This window comes from Micromonospora sp. WMMA1996 (genome assembly GCF_002573675.1).
GTDB classification, from domain to species: domain Bacteria; phylum Actinomycetota; class Actinomycetes; order Mycobacteriales; family Micromonosporaceae; genus Micromonospora; species Micromonospora sediminicola.
Genome location: NZ_PDHU01000001.1, coordinates 1,641,347 through 1,659,599, shown reverse-complemented (window position 1 = coordinate 1,659,599; position 18,253 = coordinate 1,641,347). Strand labels below are relative to the sequence as shown.

17 protein-coding genes are annotated in these 18,253 nt (G+C 74.3%); 5 read left to right on the top strand and 12 right to left on the bottom strand.

Going from position 1 to position 18,253, the window contains the following annotated elements; genetic code table 11:
- Positions 1-36 precede the first annotated feature (36 nt).
- On the bottom strand, positions 37-1,749 hold the full coding sequence (gene accD / locus COO58_RS07965; protein WP_098744387.1) for an acetyl-CoA carboxylase, carboxyltransferase subunit beta: 1,713 nt from the start codon (positions 1,747-1,749) through the stop codon (positions 37-39).
- 179 nt (positions 1,750-1,928) lie between these two features.
- Here accD and COO58_RS07960 point away from each other — a divergent pair, with 179 nt between their 5' ends.
- Complete coding sequence (locus COO58_RS07960; protein WP_091573952.1) at positions 1,929-2,462, top strand: flavin reductase family protein; 534 nt, start codon at positions 1,929-1,931, stop codon at positions 2,460-2,462.
- Between the two features lie 62 nt (positions 2,463-2,524).
- On the opposite strand, the gene COO58_RS07955 is transcribed toward COO58_RS07960, so the two are convergent.
- The 11 genes from COO58_RS07955 to COO58_RS07905 all read right to left on the bottom strand — a co-directional run bounded on the left by COO58_RS07955 (position 2,525) and on the right by COO58_RS07905 (position 12,717).
- On the bottom strand, positions 2,525-3,562 hold the full coding sequence (locus COO58_RS07955) for an LLM class flavin-dependent oxidoreductase (RefSeq protein WP_091573951.1): 1,038 nt from the start codon (positions 3,560-3,562) through the stop codon (positions 2,525-2,527).
- Between the two features lie 15 nt (positions 3,563-3,577).
- Positions 3,578-4,306 (bottom strand): SDR family NAD(P)-dependent oxidoreductase, encoded by a 729-nt coding sequence (locus tag COO58_RS07950; RefSeq protein WP_091573950.1) that lies wholly within the window; start codon positions 4,304-4,306, stop codon positions 3,578-3,580.
- Between the two features lie 81 nt (positions 4,307-4,387).
- On the bottom strand, positions 4,388-5,071 hold the full coding sequence (locus COO58_RS07945; protein ID WP_091573949.1) for a hypothetical protein: 684 nt from the start codon (positions 5,069-5,071) through the stop codon (positions 4,388-4,390).
- A 119-nt stretch (positions 5,072-5,190) separates the two neighbouring features.
- Positions 5,191-5,547: an antibiotic biosynthesis monooxygenase gene (locus COO58_RS07940; protein WP_091573948.1), complete on the bottom strand. Its 357-nt coding sequence runs from the start codon at positions 5,545-5,547 to the stop codon at positions 5,191-5,193.
- A 15-nt stretch (positions 5,548-5,562) separates the two neighbouring features.
- The gene (locus COO58_RS07935; protein WP_098744386.1) at positions 5,563-6,696 is read right to left on the bottom strand and encodes a hydrolase; all 1,134 of its coding nucleotides are present in this window, start codon (positions 6,694-6,696) and stop codon (positions 5,563-5,565) included.
- 47 nt (positions 6,697-6,743) lie between these two features.
- Positions 6,744-7,559 carry an AfsR/SARP family transcriptional regulator gene (locus tag COO58_RS07930; RefSeq protein ID WP_176558771.1) on the bottom strand — a complete coding sequence of 272 codons (816 nt, stop codon included), beginning with the start codon at positions 7,557-7,559 and terminating at the stop codon, positions 6,744-6,746.
- A gap of 421 nt (positions 7,560-7,980) precedes the next feature.
- Entirely contained in the window at positions 7,981-8,910 is a 930-nt protein-coding gene (locus tag COO58_RS07925) for an MBL fold metallo-hydrolase (RefSeq protein ID WP_218012341.1), read from the bottom strand.
- On the bottom strand, positions 8,907-9,875 hold the full coding sequence (locus COO58_RS07920) for an aromatase/cyclase (protein WP_098744384.1): 969 nt from the start codon (positions 9,873-9,875) through the stop codon (positions 8,907-8,909). Before COO58_RS07920 ends, COO58_RS07925 begins: the two co-directional genes overlap by 4 nt.
- A 27-nt stretch (positions 9,876-9,902) precedes the next feature.
- Entirely contained in the window at positions 9,903-10,157 is a 255-nt protein-coding gene (locus COO58_RS07915; protein WP_098744382.1) for an acyl carrier protein, read from the bottom strand.
- A gap of 59 nt (positions 10,158-10,216) precedes the next feature.
- Complete coding sequence (locus tag COO58_RS07910; protein ID WP_098744381.1) at positions 10,217-11,455, bottom strand: ketosynthase chain-length factor; 1,239 nt, start codon at positions 11,453-11,455, stop codon at positions 10,217-10,219.
- Positions 11,452-12,717, bottom strand: coding sequence for a beta-ketoacyl synthase (locus COO58_RS07905; RefSeq protein WP_098744379.1), 1,266 nt, complete (start codon positions 12,715-12,717; stop codon positions 11,452-11,454). Before COO58_RS07905 ends, COO58_RS07910 begins: the two co-directional genes overlap by 4 nt.
- Before the next feature lie 501 nt (positions 12,718-13,218).
- Here COO58_RS07905 and COO58_RS30160 point away from each other — a divergent pair.
- The 4 genes from COO58_RS30160 (at position 13,219) to COO58_RS07890 (ending at position 18,243) form a co-directional block, all read left to right on the top strand.
- On the top strand, positions 13,219-13,362 hold the full coding sequence (locus tag COO58_RS30160; protein ID WP_157779040.1) for a hypothetical protein: 144 nt from the start codon (positions 13,219-13,221) through the stop codon (positions 13,360-13,362).
- A 101-nt stretch (positions 13,363-13,463) separates the two neighbouring features.
- Complete coding sequence (locus tag COO58_RS07900; RefSeq protein WP_098744378.1) at positions 13,464-15,275, top strand: radical SAM protein; 1,812 nt, start codon at positions 13,464-13,466, stop codon at positions 15,273-15,275.
- Positions 15,272-16,456, top strand: a complete 1,185-nt coding sequence (locus COO58_RS07895) for a radical SAM/SPASM domain-containing protein (RefSeq protein ID WP_091573941.1) — start codon at positions 15,272-15,274, stop codon at positions 16,454-16,456. The genes COO58_RS07900 and COO58_RS07895 overlap by 4 nt, the downstream gene beginning before the upstream one ends.
- Positions 16,453-18,243: a YcaO-like family protein gene (locus COO58_RS07890; RefSeq protein WP_176558770.1), complete on the top strand. Its 1,791-nt coding sequence runs from the start codon at positions 16,453-16,455 to the stop codon at positions 18,241-18,243. The genes COO58_RS07895 and COO58_RS07890 overlap by 4 nt, the downstream gene beginning before the upstream one ends.
- Positions 18,244-18,253: the final 10 nt, after the last annotated feature.

Sequence of the window (18,253 nt, the reverse complement as noted above, 5' to 3'; positions counted from 1 at the left end):
GGCCCGGGTCGGGTCGGTCGGCGGCGATCCGGACGGTCAGCGGCGCGGGCCGGTCATCGACCGCAGCTCCGACTCCACGGTCAGCGCGGAGCCGTACTGGCGGAACCGGCCCCGCCGGTCGGCGCGCAGCTGCGCCGGCGTGAGGCCGTCGAGGTCGCGCAGCGCCTCCGCCACGGCCCGGCGCAGCGCGTCGGCGGCGGCCGACGGGTCGGCGCCGGTGCCGCCGTCGGGCTCGACCAGGACACCGTCGACCACGCCGAGGCGCAGCAGGTCCCGGGCGGTCACCCGGAGCGCGGCGGCGGCCCGGGGCGCGACGGCCGGATCCTTCCAGAGGATCGCCGCGCACCCCTCGGCCGAGATCACCGAGTAGACCGCCGAACCGAACGCCAGCACCCGGTTGGCCACCGCCAGGCCGAGCGCGCCGCCGCTGCCGCCCTCGCCGATGACGACGGTGACCACCGCGACGGTGAGCGAGGACATCAGCCGCAGGTTCTCGGCGATCGCGACGGCCTGCCCGCGCTCCTCGGCGTCCGCGCCGGGGAACGCGCCGGGCGTGTCCACGAGCGTCACCACCGGCAGCCGCAGCTTCTCGGCCAGCCGCATCAGCCGGGCCGCCTTGCGGTAGCCCGACGGCATCGGCATGCCGAAGTTGCGGCGCGCCAGCTCGGCGGCGGTGTGGCCCTTCTGCTGGCCGATCACCACCACCGGCCGTCCGGCCAGCCGGGCGAGGCCGCCGACCACGGACGGGCAGTCACCGGAGATCCGGTCGCCGTGCAGCTCCAGGAAGTCGGTGAACGCGGTGGCCAGGTAGTCGAGCGTGGTCGGCCGGCTCAGGTCGCGGGCCCGGCGGACCTGCTCCCACGCGTCCGCCTCGGGCAGCCGGTGGGGGTCGCGCACCGTCGCGGCGGCGTCCGGGGCGGGGGCCGGCTCCGGCGTGCCGGCGTCGGCCGCCGCCCGCAGCAGCCGCCCGATCTCGGTACGCAGCCGCGCGCGCGGCACGATCCGGTCCACCACGCCGCGCTCCCGCAGGAACTCGGCGGTCTGGAACTCCGGCGGCAGCTTCTCCCGGATGGTCTGCTCGATGACCCGGCGGCCGGCGAAGCCCAGCCGCGCGCCGGGCTCGGCCAGGATCACGTCGCAGAGCGTCGCGAAGGAGGCGGCCACCCCGCCGTAGGTGGGGTCGGTGACCAGCGAGACGGTGAGCACGCCGGCCTCGTCGAGCTGGCCCAGCGCGGCGGCCGTCTTGGCCATCTGCATCAGCGACAGCACGCCCTCCTGCATCCGGGCGCCACCGGAGGCGGAGACGATCACCAGCGGCGTCCGCTCGGCCAGCGCGACCTCGGCGGCCAGGGTGATCAGCTCCCCCACGGCGCTGCCCAGGCTGCCGCCGAGGAACCGGAAGTCCATCACCGCCAGCACCGCCGGGGCGCCGCCGATCCGCCCCCGCGCGCAGAGCACCGCCTCGTGCAGGCCGGTGCGGGCCCGCGCCTCGGCCAGCCGGGCCGGGTACGGCACGGTGTCCACGAAACCCAACGGGTCCTCGCTGCGGGCGTCCAGGTCGAGCGGCTCGTAGCGGCCGTCGTCGACCAGCAGCTCCAGTCGCCGGCGCGCGGTCAGCGGCGTGTACCGCCCGCACTCGGGGCAGACGTGCAGGTTGCGCTGCCAGCGCCGGCCGTACACCGGCGTGGCGCAGCCGGGGCAGAGCACCCAGCGGGGCTCCTCCAGCGTCCGCTCGACCGTCTGCGTCATCGCTCCCACCCTCCAGGCACGGCACCGGGTCACGGACCATCCGACCCCGGGGCGCTCGAACGCGGACCGAGGATCGCTGGTGGCGGAGCGTCCGACCCCGGTTCGACCCGCCTTCGAGCCCCGGCGGCCAGCGTGGTGCGGGAGGTTCGCCGCACCCGACCGGAAGCAGAGGAACCAGGATGATCCCAGCGGATTCGCGTGAGCGGGCCGACGCCCGCCGGGAGGCGCTCGACCCCGCCGACTTCCGGGCCGCCATGGCGTCCTTCCCGACCGGTGTCACCGTGGTGACCACCCGGGACGCCGACGGCGTGCCGTACGGCTTCACCGCCAACTCGTTCTGCTCGGTCTCGTTGGAGCCGCCGCTGGTGCTGGTCTGCCTGGCCCGCTCGGCGCACTCGTACCCGGTCTTCGCCGGCTGCGAGCGGTTCGCGGTGAGCATCCTGCAGAGCCACCACACCGAGCTGGCGCGACGGTTCGCCAGCAAGCGGGAGGACAAGTTCGCCCAGGGCCGGTTCCGGCGCACCGCCGGCGGGCTGACCGTGGTGGACGGCGCGGCGGCGGTGCTGGAGTGCGACCGCTACCGGCAGTACGAGGCCGGCGACCACGTGATCCTGCTCGGTCTGGTGCGGACGGCCCAGCTGGCGCCCACCCGCGACCCGGTGCTCTACGTGGAGCGCACGTTCGGCACGGTGGGACCCGCGACCCGGCGGTGAGTCCGGACGGACCGACGGGGAGCCGCCGGTGGGCCGGCCGCTCCCCGCCGTCGACGTCGTCGTCAGTCCTCGGCCAGCCCGGCCCGGCGCAGCGCCTGCGCCGCGCGGCGCAGGATCGTCACCCGGCCGGCGGTGTCGGTCGCGGCGGCGGACACCATGACGCCCAGCGTGGTCACGCCGGCCTCGGCGTACTCGCGCATCCGTCCCGCCACCCGGTCCGGCGGCCCGACCAGCGCGGTCTGGAGCACGAAGCCCTCCGGCACCGCCGCGCCGGCGGCGACCCGGTCGCCGGCGAGGACCAGGTCGTGCACCTTCTCCACCTCGCCGACGTAGCCGAGGCGCCGGGCCAGCGCGACGTACACGTTGCGCTCCGGGTCGCCGATGCCGAGCAGGTACGCGTACTGGCCGCGGACCAGGTCCACCGCCTCGCTCACGTCGTCCGCGATCGCGGTCGGCAGGCAGGGCAGCGTCTCGAACCCGGCCATCGTCCGGCCGGCGCTTTCCCGGCCGGCGCGCACCTGGCCGATCGCCTCGGCGGCGAGCGCCGGCGAGGTGAACACCCCGATCCACCCGTCGGCGATCTCCCCCGCCAGCCGCAGGTTCTTCGGACCGACGGCGGCCAGCCAGATCGGCAGGTCCGCGCGCAGCGGGGTGGTGAGCAGGTGCAGCGGTGCGCTGCCCGCGCCGTCACGGGGCAGCCGGAAGTGGCGGCCGGAGTAGCGCACCGGGCCGCCGCGCAGCGCGGCGCGGACGATGTCGACGTACTCCCGGGTGCGGCGCAACGGCTCGTCGAAGGGCACGCCGTACCAGCCGTCGGAGACCTCGGCGTTGGAGACGCCCAGGCCGAGCCGGAACCGCCCGCCGCTGAGCGCGTCCAGCGTCGCCGCGGTCAGCGCGGCCAGTCCCGGTGTCCGGGCGGGGATCTGCATGACCCCGGAGGCCAGGCCGATACGGTCGGTGCTCGCGGCCACCGCGCCGAGCAGGCTGGCCGCCTCGGAGCGGTATCCCTCGGGCGCGAGCGCGACCGCGTAGCCCAGCTCCTCGGCGGTGCGGGCCAGCAGCGCGGCGTCCTGGTAGACGAGGTTCACGGCGAGCTTCATGCGTTGCCTCCGGCTTCAGATGAGGTGGGCGCCGCCGTCGACCAGGACGACCTGGCCGGTGACGTAGGTCGCGGCGACCAGGCCGGCCACCGCCTCGGCGACGTCCTCGGGCCGGCCGACCCGGCGCAGCGGGGTGCTCTCCCGGACCTTCTCGGCGATGGCGGTGAACGACTCCGTCCACGGTGTCTCGATCAGGCCGGGCGCGACGGCGTTCACCCGGACCCGGGGCCCGACGACGTTGGCCAGCAGCCGGGTCAGGTGTTCCACCGCGGCCTTGCTGACCGCGTACGGGATGGAGCTTCCGGCGGGCCGGCTGCCCGCGACGGAGGACACGTTCACCACGGCGCCAGCGCCGGTCGCGGTGAGGTGCGGCATCGCGGCGACGGTGGTCTGCCAGGTGCCGATCAGGTTGAGGTCGAGGATCTCCCGCCACACCTCGGGGGTCGCGGCGGCCAGGTCGGCGTGCGGGATCAGGCGGGTCCGGCCGGCGTTGTTGACCAGGACGTCGAGGCGGCCGTACGTCTGCACGGCGGCCTCGACCAGCCCGGCGGACCCGGCCGGGTCGGCGACGTCGGCGGCGACGTAGACGGCGTCGGGCAGTTCGGCGGCGAGCTTCTCCCCCGCCTCCCGGGACCGGGCGGAGTTCACCACCACGCGGTAGCCGGCGCCGCCGAGCCGGCGGGCCACCGCGGCGCCGATCCCGGACGAGGATCCGGTGACCAGCGCGACGGGCTTGTCGGTCATGTCCTGCTTCCTTTCCGCGTACGGACGGTCGGACGACGCGGGCGCCGGACCAGGTCCGGCGCCCGCCGTGGTGCCGGTCGGTCAGCCGATGGTGGTGCTGGTGAACACCACCGGGGCCGCCGGGTTGCAGTCGAACGGCCGCTCCACGCCCTCCAGGTCGGTGCGGACCCAGGTCCAGGACGGGTCGGTCAGGCTGGTCCCGCCGGTGGTGGTCCGGGCGGTGCCGCTCGGGCCGGAGAGCAGGTAGACGGTGACGGTCGGCAGGTCGAACGGCACGCTGGCGGGCAGCGGGCCGGTCTCGGTGATGGTGAGCACCCGGGTCGACCAGTCGTACTGCGCCTGCGGCGGCGTGGTCAGGTTCTTGCCGCCGGAGAGGGTGTGCCAGACGTACCAGGCGTTGTCCGGCAGCTTGTACCTGACCTTGACGGTGCGCACCTGCTGGTTGAACTTCGGGTCCGGGGTCCACTCCTGCGGGTCGAGGGTGACCGCGAACGGCCGGTACGGCGCCACCTTCTGCGGCGCCGAGGCGGTGAAGGTGAGGCTGAACGGCACCGTCGTCGACCCGCCCGGGAAGGTGACGTAGCAGCTGTAGTCGACCGGAACGGTGCCGGTCACGGTCGGCGGGAGCAGGTTGTCGGCGGCCGCGCCGGTCGGGGCGACCGCACCGGTGGTGGCGGCGGCCGGGACCGGTGTGGCGGCGAGCCCCACCGCGCCCAGCGCCGCCACCGCCAGCAGCCGGCGCTTCCAGGTCGTGCGAGTGGTCATTGCGGTCCTCTCGATTCGGGGTGAACCCGGGCGGCGTCCGTGCGCCGCCGGGCGCGCAGCAACGGTCGCAACGGCCGGTCGAGGCCGGCTCGACGTCGCGTCCACAGGGGACGTACGGCTCAGGCGGGTTCGGTGACGGCGGCGGCCGGGATGCTGCGGGCCAGGGTGTAGCCGGTCATCTCGGGGCCCCGCACACCGGGGATCGCGGCCAGTGCCGCGCGCAGCGCGCCGGCGCGCGGGTTGCGCTTGAACGACTCCCGGTACGCCTCCTCACTGGCCCACTGCGCGTAGTTGACCAGCCGGGTGCCGTCGGTGCTGACGTGGTAGTTGGCGGAGATGAAGCCGGGACAGTGCCGGACCCACTCCTGCACGTCGGGGACGAGCAGGTCGAGCAGTTGGCGCTGCTGTTCCGGCCCGTCGGTGCGGAGCGTGACGATGGCGATGAATCCGGCGTCCGGCCGGGCGGGGTCGACCACGGAGTCCTCCTTCGGTCAGGGGCGGTGCCACGCCTGCGCGGCGTAGGCCGCGGCGGCGGGGTCGAACTGCAGGACGACGTGACTGGCCGCGGCGTTGGCGTCCCGCCAGGCGCGTTGCAGGGCGTTGCCGTCGGCCTGGGCGCGGGTGCCGGCGGCCCGGAACAACCGGTCGACGGCGCCGACCAGCAGGTCCACGGCGAAGGCGCAGTCCCGGCCGTTGCGCGCGGTCTCCAGCGCGCCGACCGGCCCGCCGTCGACGACCGCCGCGACCCGGTCCAGCAGCAGACGGGCGGCGTCGATCTCGGCCGCCGAGCGGGCCAGGACCGCGTCGTAGCCGGGGCCGCCGGTGATGCCGTTCGCCGGTGCGGTGCGCACCTTCTCGGCGATCCACGACGTCCACACCTTCAGCGCGCCGGTCGCCGTGCCGAGGATCGGCGCCGCGAACCCCAGGCCGTTGGCGGCCTTGAGCGGCACCCGGTGACAGGGCGCGTCCGCCTCGGCCGCCGTGCCGGCGGCCAGCGCGTCGCGGGTGAAGGACATCTCGGCGGACACCCGCACGTCGTCGAGGACGAGCGTGTTGCTCCCGGTGGCCCGCATGCCGACGGTGAACCAGGTGTCCTCGATCGCGTACGCCGCCCGGGGGACGGCGAAGAAGCGCGCCTGCGGCCCGCCGTCGGTCCGGACCATCGCGCAGACCAGCGCCCAGTCGGAGAACTCGACCGCGCTCACGTACGGCCACCGGCCGGTGAGCCGCCAACCGCCGTCGGAGGGCGTCGCCTCGCCCAGCGGCATCAGCGCGCCGACGATCAGCGGATCGGGACCGTCACGCCACAGCTCGGCCTGGCCGGCGGCCGGCAGGTAGGCGGCCATCCGGCCCAGGCCGGCGGTGAGTGAGGCGTACCAGGCGGTGGAGGCGCAGCTCTCGCCGATCGCCGCCACCGCCCGGGACACCTCGGTGAACGTCCCGGCGTCGCCGCCCCAGCGGGCCGGCACGAAGTGCCGGGCGAACCCGGCGTCGAGGACGGCCCGGACCACCTCCGGATGCAGTCGCCGCTCCGCCTCGGCGGCGCCGGCGCGCTTGCCGGCCAGATCGGCGACCTGCTCGGCGGCGGCCCGCAGACCGTCTCGTTCGGACAATTGATCGCGCACGTCCTGCCTCCTCCTGGTACGGACGACTGGCGGTCGCCCGTACCGTGTCAGGAGGGGCTCGAGGACAGCTCGACGCCGGCTCGGTCCCGGTCGGCGGGCAGCGGCAGGTGACCGATGTTGAGCAGCTCCAGCTGGAGTTGCTGGACCTCCGGGGTGGGCAGGACCCCCAGTTCCTCGTCGAGGATGCGGCGCAGGTCGTGGTAGGCCTGCAACGCCTCGGCCCGCCGGCCGGACCGGTTGAGCGCGGTGATGAGCTGGGCGTGGAACCACTCGTTGAGCGGGTACGCGCAGACCAGCGCACGCAGCTCGGGGATCAGCTCCCGGTGGCGGCCCAGTCGCTGCTCGGCCTCCATCCGCAGCTCGATCGCCCGGATCTTCAGCTCCTCCAGGTGGGTGATCTGGCCGCGCAGCACGGTGCCGGCGGAGACGTTGGCGAGTGCCGCGCCGCGCCACAGGTCGAGCGCCTCCCGCAGCACCCGGGACGCCTCCTCGAGTCGGCCGTCGTCGAGCAGTGTCCGGCCACGGCGGGTGAGCCGGATGAACACGGCGGCGTCGACCTCGTCCTCGGTGACGTCGACCAGGTAGCCGGGCGGCCGCGTCACCAGCAGCTCCCGGTCCGGCCGCACCAGCTCCTGCTGCGCGAAGATGCGCCGGGCGTGGTAGACGTACGTCTGCAGCGTGGTCACCGCGCTGCGGGGCGGGTGGTCCGCCCAGAGTTCCTCGACCAGCGCGCCGACGCTGACGATCTCGTTGGGCCGGATGAGCAGCAGGGCGAGCACCTGGCACACCTTGGGTGTGCTCAGCGTCGCCGCCCTACCGTTGTCGGCGACGATTTCCAGCGGACCGAGCAGATTGAAGCGCACCTTGATTCCCCCGAGCCAGGCGTTGTTCACGGACAATTAAGGCCGATCGGCACTCGCACCTTCCCGTCGCACTCGCAATTCCCACGACGGGGGCCGAACCGGCATTCCCCCGGTGCATTCACACCTGTCGACAATCATAGATGGGGGATGGGACACCCAACGAGGCGTGACCGACGCCACAACCATTTCGGACAGTCGCGTTGACCTGGGAATTCGGTCGAGGTCGGTGATTTGTGCCGGGCTCGCAACACACTATCCGACAGAAGTTCCAAACGAGCGCCGGCGAAAGCCGGGCCGCCCGACACATCTGCCGACACAATTTTACCGACCGGAAATACTCTCCCCGACGAACCGGGCAGGCGAATGCCGGGGGCGGTCGTCGCGTTTCACGCGAACCGCCCCCGGCACCGCGGTCGGCCGGTCAGGCCCGGCACTCGGGCAGCTGACCCCCGTTGAAGTCCACCATTTCCTGGAAAATCGCCACCACGTCCAACGGGCGACCACGGGCGCCGCCGCGCACCTCGTCGTACGCCCGGTGCAGGTTGCCCACGGTGCGCTCGGGGTCCAGCAGGTCGGCGAACTCGCCGGGGCCCGCCTCGCGCGCCGCGCGCAGCGGCGACCAGCCCTGCGCCACCCCGTGCCGGGCGACGTCGAGCACCCACCGCAGGTACCGCTCGGTCGGGTCGAACACCTCCGGTCCGGTCACCGCGCCGTGACCGCAGACCACCGTCGCCGGCCGCAGCTCGCGCAGCCGCCGCACCGCCGCCAGCGCCCCTTCGATGGAGCCCATCAGGTTGAACGGGGTGCAGCCGGAGAGCACCACGTCGCCGGCGAAGAGCACCCGCTCGGCCGGCAACCAGGCCACCACGTCGTTGGTGGTGTGCGCGGGCCCGACGTGGAGCAACTCCACCCGCCGTTCCCCCTGGTGCAGGGTCAGCGCGTCACGGAAGGTCAGCGTGGGCAGCACCACCCGCACGTCGCCCCAGTCCACGTCCGGCCAGAGCCCGGTCAGGGCGAGCCCGGTCTCGGCCATCTCCACCCGGGCCCGCTCGTGGGCCACCACCGTCGTCCCCGGGCCGAAGGCGGCGTTGCCGAAGGTGTGGTCGCCGTGGTGGTGCGTGTTGACCACGACCCGGCCCGGGCCGGCGCCCAGGGCGTCCACCGCCTCGCGCAGGCGGGCCGCGCGCGCCTCGGTCGCCGCCGTGTCCACCACCACGGCGCCGTCGCCGCCCACCAGGACACCGGCGTTGTTCAGACACCATCCGCCGTTGGGCTGGGTGAAGGCGTAGACGCCGTCGGCGATCTCGGTCAGCCGACCGGCCGGCGCGACCGGCGTGGTCGGGGCGCTCACCGCGCCGCCGCGTCGGCCGCTCGCCGGGCGGCGGCGAACTCGCCCGCCCGGGCCAACGTGGTCCGGCTGTTGGCGCCGAGCGCGTCGCGCACGTACGCCCGGGCGGCGGCCAGCGGGTCCGCGCCGCCGAACCGCGCGGTGGCCGCCTCCGGGTCGACGAGCACCAGGTGCCGGGCGGTGGCCTCGGTCGCGCCGTCCCGGTCGGCGAAGGTCCAGGTGCCGCTGTGTCCGAGCAGCAGCTGCGGCACCTCCAACTGCTTGTAGGCGATCAGGTCGGTGGCGCGGCAGACCCGCACCGAGCGGGTGCGGTGGGTGGAGCCGTCCCCGGTGACCGTCTCCATCTCCAGCGTCTGCGACCCCGGCTCGTCCTCGGTGAGGCGGACCCGCCGCACGTGCGGCAGCCGTTCCGCCCACCGGTCCGCCCGGTCGACGAACTCGAAGGCGTCCGCCGGGGACCCGGGCAGGGTGACCGTGTCCGCGAACTCGACCACGAGCTCGCCCACCGGCCGGGCCAGGCCGGCGACGCGGGCCAGCGCCGCCAGCTCGGCCGGGCTGTTGCGGTCCACCGCCGTGCCGACCCAGTCCAACGCGTCGGGATCGTCGTCGACGACCGTGAACTCGTGGCTGAGCCGGACCTCGGTGCCGCCGCCGGACGCCGGGCGGAACAGCCACTCGCCCCGCATCGAGGCCACCGGCGCCTGGCTGCGGTCCTGCGCGAACCGGATCCGCAGGTCGACCGGGTCGAGCACGCGGCTCGACGTCCAGGTGCTCACCCGGTCGTTGACCATCGCCCAGATCCGGAACCGTTCCCGGTCCCCGTCCCGGCCGAAGTGCTCGACGTGGACGGTCGGCCCGAAGACCACCGGCCATCGACGCACCTCGGCGACCAGTTCGAAGACCTGATCGGGCGACCCCGGCACCACCGCGGTGTGCTCGGTGCGCCGGCTCCGGCTCGATCCACTCATGACGGTGACCTCCCTTCGTCGGCGGGTTCAGGCCGTGGCGGCGGCCGTGTTCACCGCGTCGAGGACGGCCTTCGGGGTCCCCAGGTCCATCACCTGCTCGTCCGGCAGGCGCACCCCGAAGCGCTGCTCGATCCGGGCCGCGGTCTCCATCAGGGCCAGCGAGTCGTATCCGAGGTCCTCGAACGGGACGTCGGCGATGTCGCCGCTGACGTCGTTCGAGTCGTCCTCGCCGGCGCACTCGACGAGGATGTCGCGGAGGTCGTCCAGAGTCATCAGGGGCATGTCGTCTCTCCTCGGTCGGCGAACCGGCGCCGGGCGGCGCCGGGTCGGAAATGCGGAGGTCAGGCCGCCGGGACCGGCGCGGCGGCGGCGCGTACCAGCACCGCGGCGTTGAAGCCCCAGCGGCCGCGGGCGAGCACCAGGGCGGTCCGCACCGGCGCCTCCCGCGGCGCGTCCCGCACCAGGTCGATGCCGTAGTCGGCGGGCACGTCGCCGGTGTGCCAGGTCGGCGGGATCAGGCCGTCCCGGATGGCGAGCACGGCCGCGACCACGTCCAACGGCCCGCCGCCGGAGTAGAGCCGGCCGGTGAGCGTCTTCGGTGCGGTCACCGGCACCCCGGCCGGCCCGAACAGGTCGCGGATCGCCGCCGCCTCGACCCGGTCCAGCTCGGGCACGCCGGCCGCGTCGGCGAAGACCACGTCCACCTCGTCCGGGCGTACGCCCGCGTCGCGCAGCGCCGACTCGGCCGCCCGCCGCAGGCCCGGCGGACGGTCACTGCCGGCCGGCGGGTCGAAGGTGGCGGCGTAGCCGGCGATCTCCCCGTACACCCGGGGGGCGGCGCGGCGGGCGGCGGCGTCGGCCCGCTCCAGCACCAGGATGGCCCCGCCCTCGCCGGGCAGGTAGCCGCTGGCGGCGGTGTCGAACGGCAGGTAGGCCCGGCGGGGGTCGGCCACCGGGCTGACCCGGCCACTGGCCAGGTGCGACACCCAGCCCCACGGGTCGAACGACGAGTCGACCCCGCCGCTGACCACCAGCGCGGTGCCCCTGCGGGCCGTACGCCGGGCGTGCCCGAGCGCGTCCAGCCCGCCGGCCTGCTCGGCCACCAGCACCGCGCCCGGGCCACGCATGCCGTGCCGGATCGAGATCTGCCCGGTGTTGACGGCGTAGAACCAGGCGAACGACTCGTAGACGCTGACGAACTGCGGCCCCTGGGACCACAGCTTGCGGAACTCACCGTGGGTGAACTGGAAGCCGCCCGAGGCGTTCGACGTGATCACGCCCATGTCGTAGTCCCGGACGTCTCCCGGGCCGACCGCCGCGTCGCGCAACGCCCACTCCGCGGCGGCCAGAGCCAGCCGGGTCGAGACGTCGGTCTGCGGCAGCAGCCGGTTGGGCAGGTGCGCGGCGGCGTCGAAGTCGGCGATCTGACCGGCGAGCGAGGCCGGGTACCGGCCGGCGTCGAACCGGTCCAGCGGCGCGATGCCGGACTGCCCGGCGAGCGTGGCCGACCAGAAGTCGTCCACTCCGAGCCCGTTCGGCGCGACCACGCCGAGACCGGTGACGAGGACGGGCGTGGTCATCGCCGAACCCCCGCCGCGCGCAGCACCATGGCGCTCTGGAACCCGCCGAAGCCGCTGCCCACGGTGAGCACCGTGTCCAGCCGCCGCTCCCGCGCGGTGACCGGGACGTAGTCCAGGTCGCACTCGGGATCGGGAGTGGTGAGGTTGGCCGTCGGCGGCACCACGCCGTGCTCGATGGCCAGCGCGCACGCGGCCACCTCGATCGAGCCGATCGCGCCGAGCGAGTGGCCGACCATGGACTTGATCGAGCTGACCGGCACCCCGTACGCGTGCTGTCCGAGGCTGCGCTTGAAGGCGGCCGTCTCGTGCCGGTCGTTCTGCTTCGTGCCGGAGCCGTGCGCGTTGACGTAGTCGACCGCCGTGGGGTCCACCCGCGACTCGTCCAGGGCCACCCGGATCGCCTCGGCCATCTCCCGGCCGTCCTTCTTCAGGCCCGTCATGTGGTACGCGTTGCAGCGGGTGGCGTAGCCGGTGACCTCGGCGTAGACGTTGGCCCCCCGCCGGCGGGCGTGCTCGTACTCCTCGACCACGAACATCGCCGCCCCCTCGGCCAGCACGAAGCCGTTGCGGGTGCCGTCGAACGGGCGGGAGGCCCGCTCCGGCTCGTCGTCGCGGGGCGTGGTGGCCTTGATCGCGTCGAAGCAGGCGACCACGATCGGGGTCACCGGGGTGTCCGCCGCGCCGGTCAGCGCCACGTCGACGCTGCCCTCGCGGATCAGGTCGGCGGCGTGGCTGACCGCGTCCAGGCCGGAGGTGCAGCCGTCGGAGACCATGGTGACCGGCCCCTCGGCGCCCACCGTCCAGGCGACCTCGGCCGGCATGACGCTGGGGATCAGGTAGTCGAACATGTGCGGCGACAGGTAGTCGTGGTCGACCAGCCACCGTCGCCCGCTGTCCGAGAGCACCAGGTACTCCCGTTCCAGGCTGGTCGCGGCGGCCACCGCGCTGCCGAGGCTCACCCCGATCCGGGTCGGGTCGACCTCGGACGGATCGAGCCCGCTGTCCTCCACCGCCTCCCGGGCGCAGACCACGGCGAACTGGCTCGCCCGGTCCATCCGGCGGATCTCCCGCGGGCTCAGCCCTTCCAGCTCGGGGTCGAAGTCGCACTCGCCGGCCACCCGGGAGCGGAACGGCGCGGGATCGAAGAAGGAGATCCGCCGGGTCGCGGTGCGCCCGCTGGAGATCAGGTCCCAGAACTCCTTGGCGCCGCGCCCCCCGGGGGTGCGGACACCGATGCCGGTGATGACGACTCGGCGGGTCATCGGCGGACCTCCCGGGCGTTCGGGCGGCCCGGGGCGGAAGCCGGACGGGATGGGCGATGCGTCACCGGTGGGTCCCTTCGCGACGGCGGGAACGGCGACGCCGTCAGGAACCGGCGTCGCGCCCCAGCGTCCGGCGCGGCGCTCGAACCGCGCTCGAGACCGGTTCGGTCTCCGGTCAGGTCCGCACGGCCCTCCGTTCCCGAGGGCCCTCGATCGCGGCGCTCGCCCGATGGCAACCCCTGAGCACGCCGGGGGCACCCCTGCCTCGGGTCGGGCCACCCCGGCCCACCCCTTCACCCTCGGTAGCAAACCGTGCCGTCCGACAGGCAGGTGAAGCGAATCGATACTGATTAGCGGCTCAGCGGCGGGAAAGTTTGCGCCCTCCGCTGCCACCCCTTGGATCAAGGGGTTCAGCTCGACAAACCTTTGCCATAGATTGCCGTCCACGGCTCGCGGCGTGGATCACGAGCCGACGCGCGATACGAAGGGAAGGTGATCGCGATGTCCACCATGACCGACGCGGCCATCACGGAGAGTGCCGCGATCGAACTCACGGACGTCAACGAGGTCGAGGTGGTCGAGATCGAGTTCGACGAGCTCGGACGCTTCGAGTCGCTGTCGATGTGCTGCAACGTCGCGTTCTGACCGATCCGGCCTGAGCAGTACGGAACGCCGGCGGGACGTGGCGGCCAGCCGGTACGCCACGTCCCGCCCGGCACCCCGACGACCGGAGGAGAGCCCCCGTCGTGCACACCTCCCTGATCTTTCCCCCGGCCACCTACTACCACATGCCGTACCTCGCTCCGTACCTGCTCAAGGGGCACCTGCACGCCAGCAGCCCGGTGACCTGCCGGACCGACGACGCGAACATCCGGTTCTTCCACGCCCTGTGGACCGGCGGCGTCGAGCCGACGGAGCTGGACCCCTCGACCCCGACGCGGGTCCGGCTCAGCCTGGAATATCTGGCGGCCCGCGGGGCGTCGGCCTGGGAGGCGCTGCGGGACCTGGCGACCTACCGGAGCACCCGCGCGGTCGCCCGGGCGTCCCGGACGCTGCGCTTCGCCGACCTGGCGCTCTCCTACGACCTGCGGCACCACGGCCTGACCCGGCCGGTGCCCACGCCGGAGCAGGACTGGCCCGCCCTGGTCGACCGCCTGCGGCACAGCGTCCTCGGCCGGTGGCTGGAGCGCGACGTCCGGGGCGGGCGCTACCGCGACTGCGCGGTGGTCTGCCTCAGCGCCGCCTACCTGGAACAACTCGCGCCGGCGCTGCTCATCGCCCGACTGGTCAAGGAACACCAGCCGGGCACCGTGGTGGTGATCGGGGGCAACGCCGTCACCCACGTCCGGCGGGAGGTGCTGGCGCACGACACCTCGTTCTGGCACGACGTCGACTACGCGGTGGCCTTCCAGGGCGAGGAGCCGCTCACCGCGTTGCTGACCGCGCTGGCGGCCGGGGCGACCGACGTCGACGTCGACGGCGTCGCCCGGATCCGGGACGGGGCCGTCACCTACCGGCGCGCCGCCCCGCAGACCGGCCCGCCGGCGGGGGCGCCCGACTTCCACGACCTGGACCACCTCTACCCCACCCCGGAGCCGATCTACCCGCTGCTGACCAGCAAGGGCTGCTACTGGGGCAAGTGCGCGTTCTGCACCCACCACGAGGGATACGGCGACGGCTACTTCCGGCTCGGCGCCGACGCCGTCGACGACGCCCTGAAGGCGATCAGCGCGGTCGACGGTTCCTACCTGTACTTCGTCGACGAGGCCATCCCGCCGCGGGAGATCAACGACCTGGCCCGCCGGCTCGCCGCGATCGCCGACGTTCCGGCGGAGACCGCGACGGCACGGCCGACCGCGGACCGGCGGTTCCGGTGGACCGCCGAGGCGCGCGTGGACAAGCCGATGCTCACCGAGGCGGCCGTGCGCAGCCTGGTCGACTCCGGCTGCGTGCTGCTGGTCAACGGCATCGAGGCCGGCTCCCAGCGGGTGGCCGACCTGATGCGCAAGGGCATCCGGCTCACCGACGTGGAGCGGCACGCCGAGCTGCTCAAGCGGGCCGGCATCCCGGTCGGCTGGATGTTCTTCATCGGCTTCCCCGGCGAGACCGACGAGGAGGCCCGCGCCACCTTCGAGATGATCCGGCGCAACCGGGACCACATCTCGTACGCCTCCGTCGGGACCTTCGCCCTGGAACGGGACTCGCCGGTCTGGAACGACCCCACCCGCTACCGGATCAATCTGCTCGAGGCGCACGTGCCGTACGCCCTGGCGCAGAACTACACCACCGCCGACGCCCAGGGCCCGGAGGCGGATCGGCAACGCGTGCGGCTGGACCGCCGGCTGGCGGAGCTGCACGCGGAGTTCGCCGACCTCGACCCGATCTTCGAACGGGCGGTGGACCGGTCCTTCGCGATGTTCATGGCGGTGGCGCAGGACGGGCGGCCGGACGTGCCGGACGTCGCCGGCGAGCCGGTCGGCGAGTCGTTCCGGTCGCCTTCCCTGGGCCGCACCGTCACCGTCGACCTCGACCGCTGGAAGATGAGAGTGAACCCATGACCACACAGACCACCGGCGACCTCCCGGCCGAACTGGTGCTGGCGCCGTTCGTCAAGCTCACCGGCACCCGGCGGTACACCGAGGACACCCCCCGGGTCTACCGTCGGCTCGACCTCTGGCGCGGCGCGAAGCAGGGCGTGGCCGCCACCGACCGGATCACCCGGCTGCTCGGCCGGTTCGAACACCCGCAGTCCACCGCCGCGCTGGTGCTCGCCGCCGGTTCACACGCCGACGACCTGGCCCGCACGCTCGCCACGCTGGTCGAGGTGGGGCTGCTGGTCGACGTGTCGGCCATCCGCACGCCGCGACCGTCGCTGGAGTTGGAGATCACCAACCGGTGCAACGCGGACTGCATGATGTGCCCCCGCCAGGAACTGCGCCCGCTCGGCGACATGAGCGAGGAGACGTTCGACCGGTTCCTGGAGTTCGCCGCCGCGATCGAGGCGCCCGGGATCATCCTGCAGGGCATCGGCGAACCCACGCTGCACCGGCGGTTGGTGCCGTGGGTCCGGCGGATGCGGGAGGCCCTCGGCCCGGAGGAGCGGTTCCCGATCGTCGCGGTCACCAACGGCTTCCGGATGGACGTCGACACGGTGACGGCACTGCGCGACGCCGGCCTGTCGCTGCTGAAGTGGTCGATCCACAGCCTGCGTCGGGAGCGGTTCGCCACCATCTTCGGGCGGGACAAGCGGGACGCCTCGGTGGCGAACCTGGAGGCGGCGATCCGGGTGGCACCCGACCTGGTGGCGCTCAACTTCGTCAAGATGGACATCAACCAGGACGAGGTGGACGACTTCCACCGCTGGATCGAGGAACGGGGACTGTCCCGGGGCAGGTTCCGCCAGATCGAGGTCCAGGGCCGCGGCGGCACGCTGCCGATCATGCAGCTCACCTCGCGTCCCGGCGCGACCGACCAGGCGCACTGCCTGTTCCGCAAGCAGTCCCTCTTCGTCGCCTGGGACGGTGACCTGCTGCCGTGCAGCAACGACGTCGGCAGCCGCCACCGCTACGCGAACCTGACCGTGGACGACACCGACACGATCATGAGCCGCTGGCGCACCGAGTTGCTCGGCCGGCCGGCCGAGTTCGCCATCTGCGACGGCTGCGACCACGGCAGCCGGGGCAACCTGCCGACCGACTGGCACGCGCTGGCGAGCGGGGCCCGTCTGGAACCCGCGTGACCGCGCCGGAGGCCGTGGACGTCGCAGGAGCGTGGCGGGACGTCGCCGCCACCTGCGACATCGTCAGCGTGGACGACCGGGGCGCCTCGGCCCTGCTCCGGCACGGGGCGCGGGGCTGGCGGCTGCGCTCCCCCGACCCGGCCGCGGTGCTCACCCAGGCGCGGCGTCTCGCCGACGGCGCGCCGTTCCCGGGCGGAGAACCGCGGGAACCCACGGTCCCGTTGCCGGAGCACGTCCTGCTCGACGCGCCGGACGACGGTTGGCGGCTCGGCCGCTGGTGGACGGCCGACGACCTGGTCACGGCCTGCCGCAACGCGCCGGCCGCGGCGGTGCCGGTGGCGGCCTGCGCGTACCGGCCGGCGCCGTGGGCGGCGGCGCTGGCCGACCTCGCCGGCGCCGTGCCGCACCAACCCGTTCTCGTCCTCGGCCGCTGGCTGGTCGTGGGACCGGTGGTCCACAACCGCACCGACCACCGCTGGCTCCGGTCGCTGCTGGGCCAACTCGACCCGCAGCTGTCGGCCCGGATCGACGGCGATCACCGGCTCGCGCATCCCGCCGGCCGGGCGCTGCCCGCCTCGGTGGTGTCGGCGGTCGTCGCCGCCCGCGAGGTGGACCCGGACGGCGTCGACATCCACCTGCGCGACCTGCGTGGTGGGTCGCGGCAGCGGGTCCGGCCACCCCGGTCGGTGCGGCGGGCGGCGCGGACGGATCCGCCGGACGGCCCGGTCTTCCAGCCGTGGGTGGACCACGAGGAGATCGACGCGGCGATCCCCCTGACCGTCGCGCTCGGTGCCGCGACCGATCCGGTACGCCCGGTCCGGTCCGCCGCGGTATCCCCGCTGGCCGGCCTCGCCACCGCGCGGGCGGCACTGGAGGCCGCCGAACGCTTCGCGCTCAACCGCCGTCCCGCCCGGACCGTCACCTGCGCCCGCGAGGACCTGCCCGCCGGCCAGTCCGTCGTGGTGCCGGAGCCGTTCACCGACGCGCAGCGGGCCGCAGCGGACTTCCCCCACCCGGCCGTGGACCCGCGCGCCCCACGGCCGTGGACGTCGGCGACCTCGCTGGTGGACGGACGGCCGTGCTGGGTGCCGACCGAGGTGGCCTGCCTCGTTCCCGCCGTGGCCGGTGACCGCCCGTGCGTCCCGCGTACCAGCACGGGCACCGCGGCGCACACCAGCGCCCTGCTCGCCGAGCAGGGCGGGCTGCTCGAAGTGGCGGAGCGGGACCTGGTCGCGCGCCACTGGCCCGCCGGCCGGATGCACCGGTTGGACCCGGGCGTCTGGGCCCGGGAGCTGGACCAGGTCGCCCGGCAGCTCGGCCGGGACCCCTACCTGTACCTGTGCGCCGACCCGCTGGCGTCGGTCTGCGTGGTCACGCTGCACGACCCGGACACCGGAGCGGCGCACGTCGGCGGCTGCGCCGCTGCACCCACCGTCGCCGAGGCCGCCGCCCACGCCTTCGAGGAGGCCCTGATGCTGCACCACCGGGGCGTACCGGCCGGTGCGCCGGCGCCGCTGGCCGCACCGGTGGTGGCGGACCCGCTCGACCCGGCCGGCGTGGCCGCGTTCGAGGCGAACTTCCACTTCGACCGGCTACGCCGGCACTACCGGGCGGTGAGCGTGGACCTCGACACCCCCGGGCTGCGAGCCGACGGCATCGTGGTGCGCAAGGTGATCTCACCGGTCGCCGCCGACCTTCCGGTGCCCGGCGGGCCGCTGCCCGAGCGCCTGCTGGACGCTGCGGCGATCCGAGGCGCCGGACTGCTGCGACTGTTCCAGACCGGCTGAGGCGGCGCCG

Coding starts and splice junctions, on each gene's coding strand:
- COO58_RS07960 (WP_091573952.1), top strand. CDS start 1,929: ATGATCCCAGCGGATTCGCGTGAGCGGGCCGACGCCCGCCGGGAGGCG.
- COO58_RS07945 (WP_091573949.1), bottom strand. CDS start 5,071: ATGACCACTCGCACGACCTGGAAGCGCCGGCTGCTGGCGGTGGCGGCG.
- accD (WP_098744387.1), bottom strand. CDS start 1,749: ATGACGCAGACGGTCGAGCGGACGCTGGAGGAGCCCCGCTGGGTGCTC.
- COO58_RS07910 (WP_098744381.1), bottom strand. CDS start 11,455: ATGACCACGCCCGTCCTCGTCACCGGTCTCGGCGTGGTCGCGCCGAAC.
- COO58_RS30160 (WP_157779040.1), top strand. CDS start 13,219: ATGTCCACCATGACCGACGCGGCCATCACGGAGAGTGCCGCGATCGAA.
- COO58_RS07955 (WP_091573951.1), bottom strand. CDS start 3,562: ATGAAGCTCGCCGTGAACCTCGTCTACCAGGACGCCGCGCTGCTGGCC.
- COO58_RS07915 (WP_098744382.1), bottom strand. CDS start 10,157: ATGCCCCTGATGACTCTGGACGACCTCCGCGACATCCTCGTCGAGTGC.
- COO58_RS07895 (WP_091573941.1), top strand. CDS start 15,272: ATGACCACACAGACCACCGGCGACCTCCCGGCCGAACTGGTGCTGGCG.
- COO58_RS07920 (WP_098744384.1), bottom strand. CDS start 9,875: ATGAGTGGATCGAGCCGGAGCCGGCGCACCGAGCACACCGCGGTGGTG.
- COO58_RS07905 (WP_098744379.1), bottom strand. CDS start 12,717: ATGACCCGCCGAGTCGTCATCACCGGCATCGGTGTCCGCACCCCCGGG.
- COO58_RS07950 (WP_091573950.1), bottom strand. CDS start 4,306: ATGACCGACAAGCCCGTCGCGCTGGTCACCGGATCCTCGTCCGGGATC.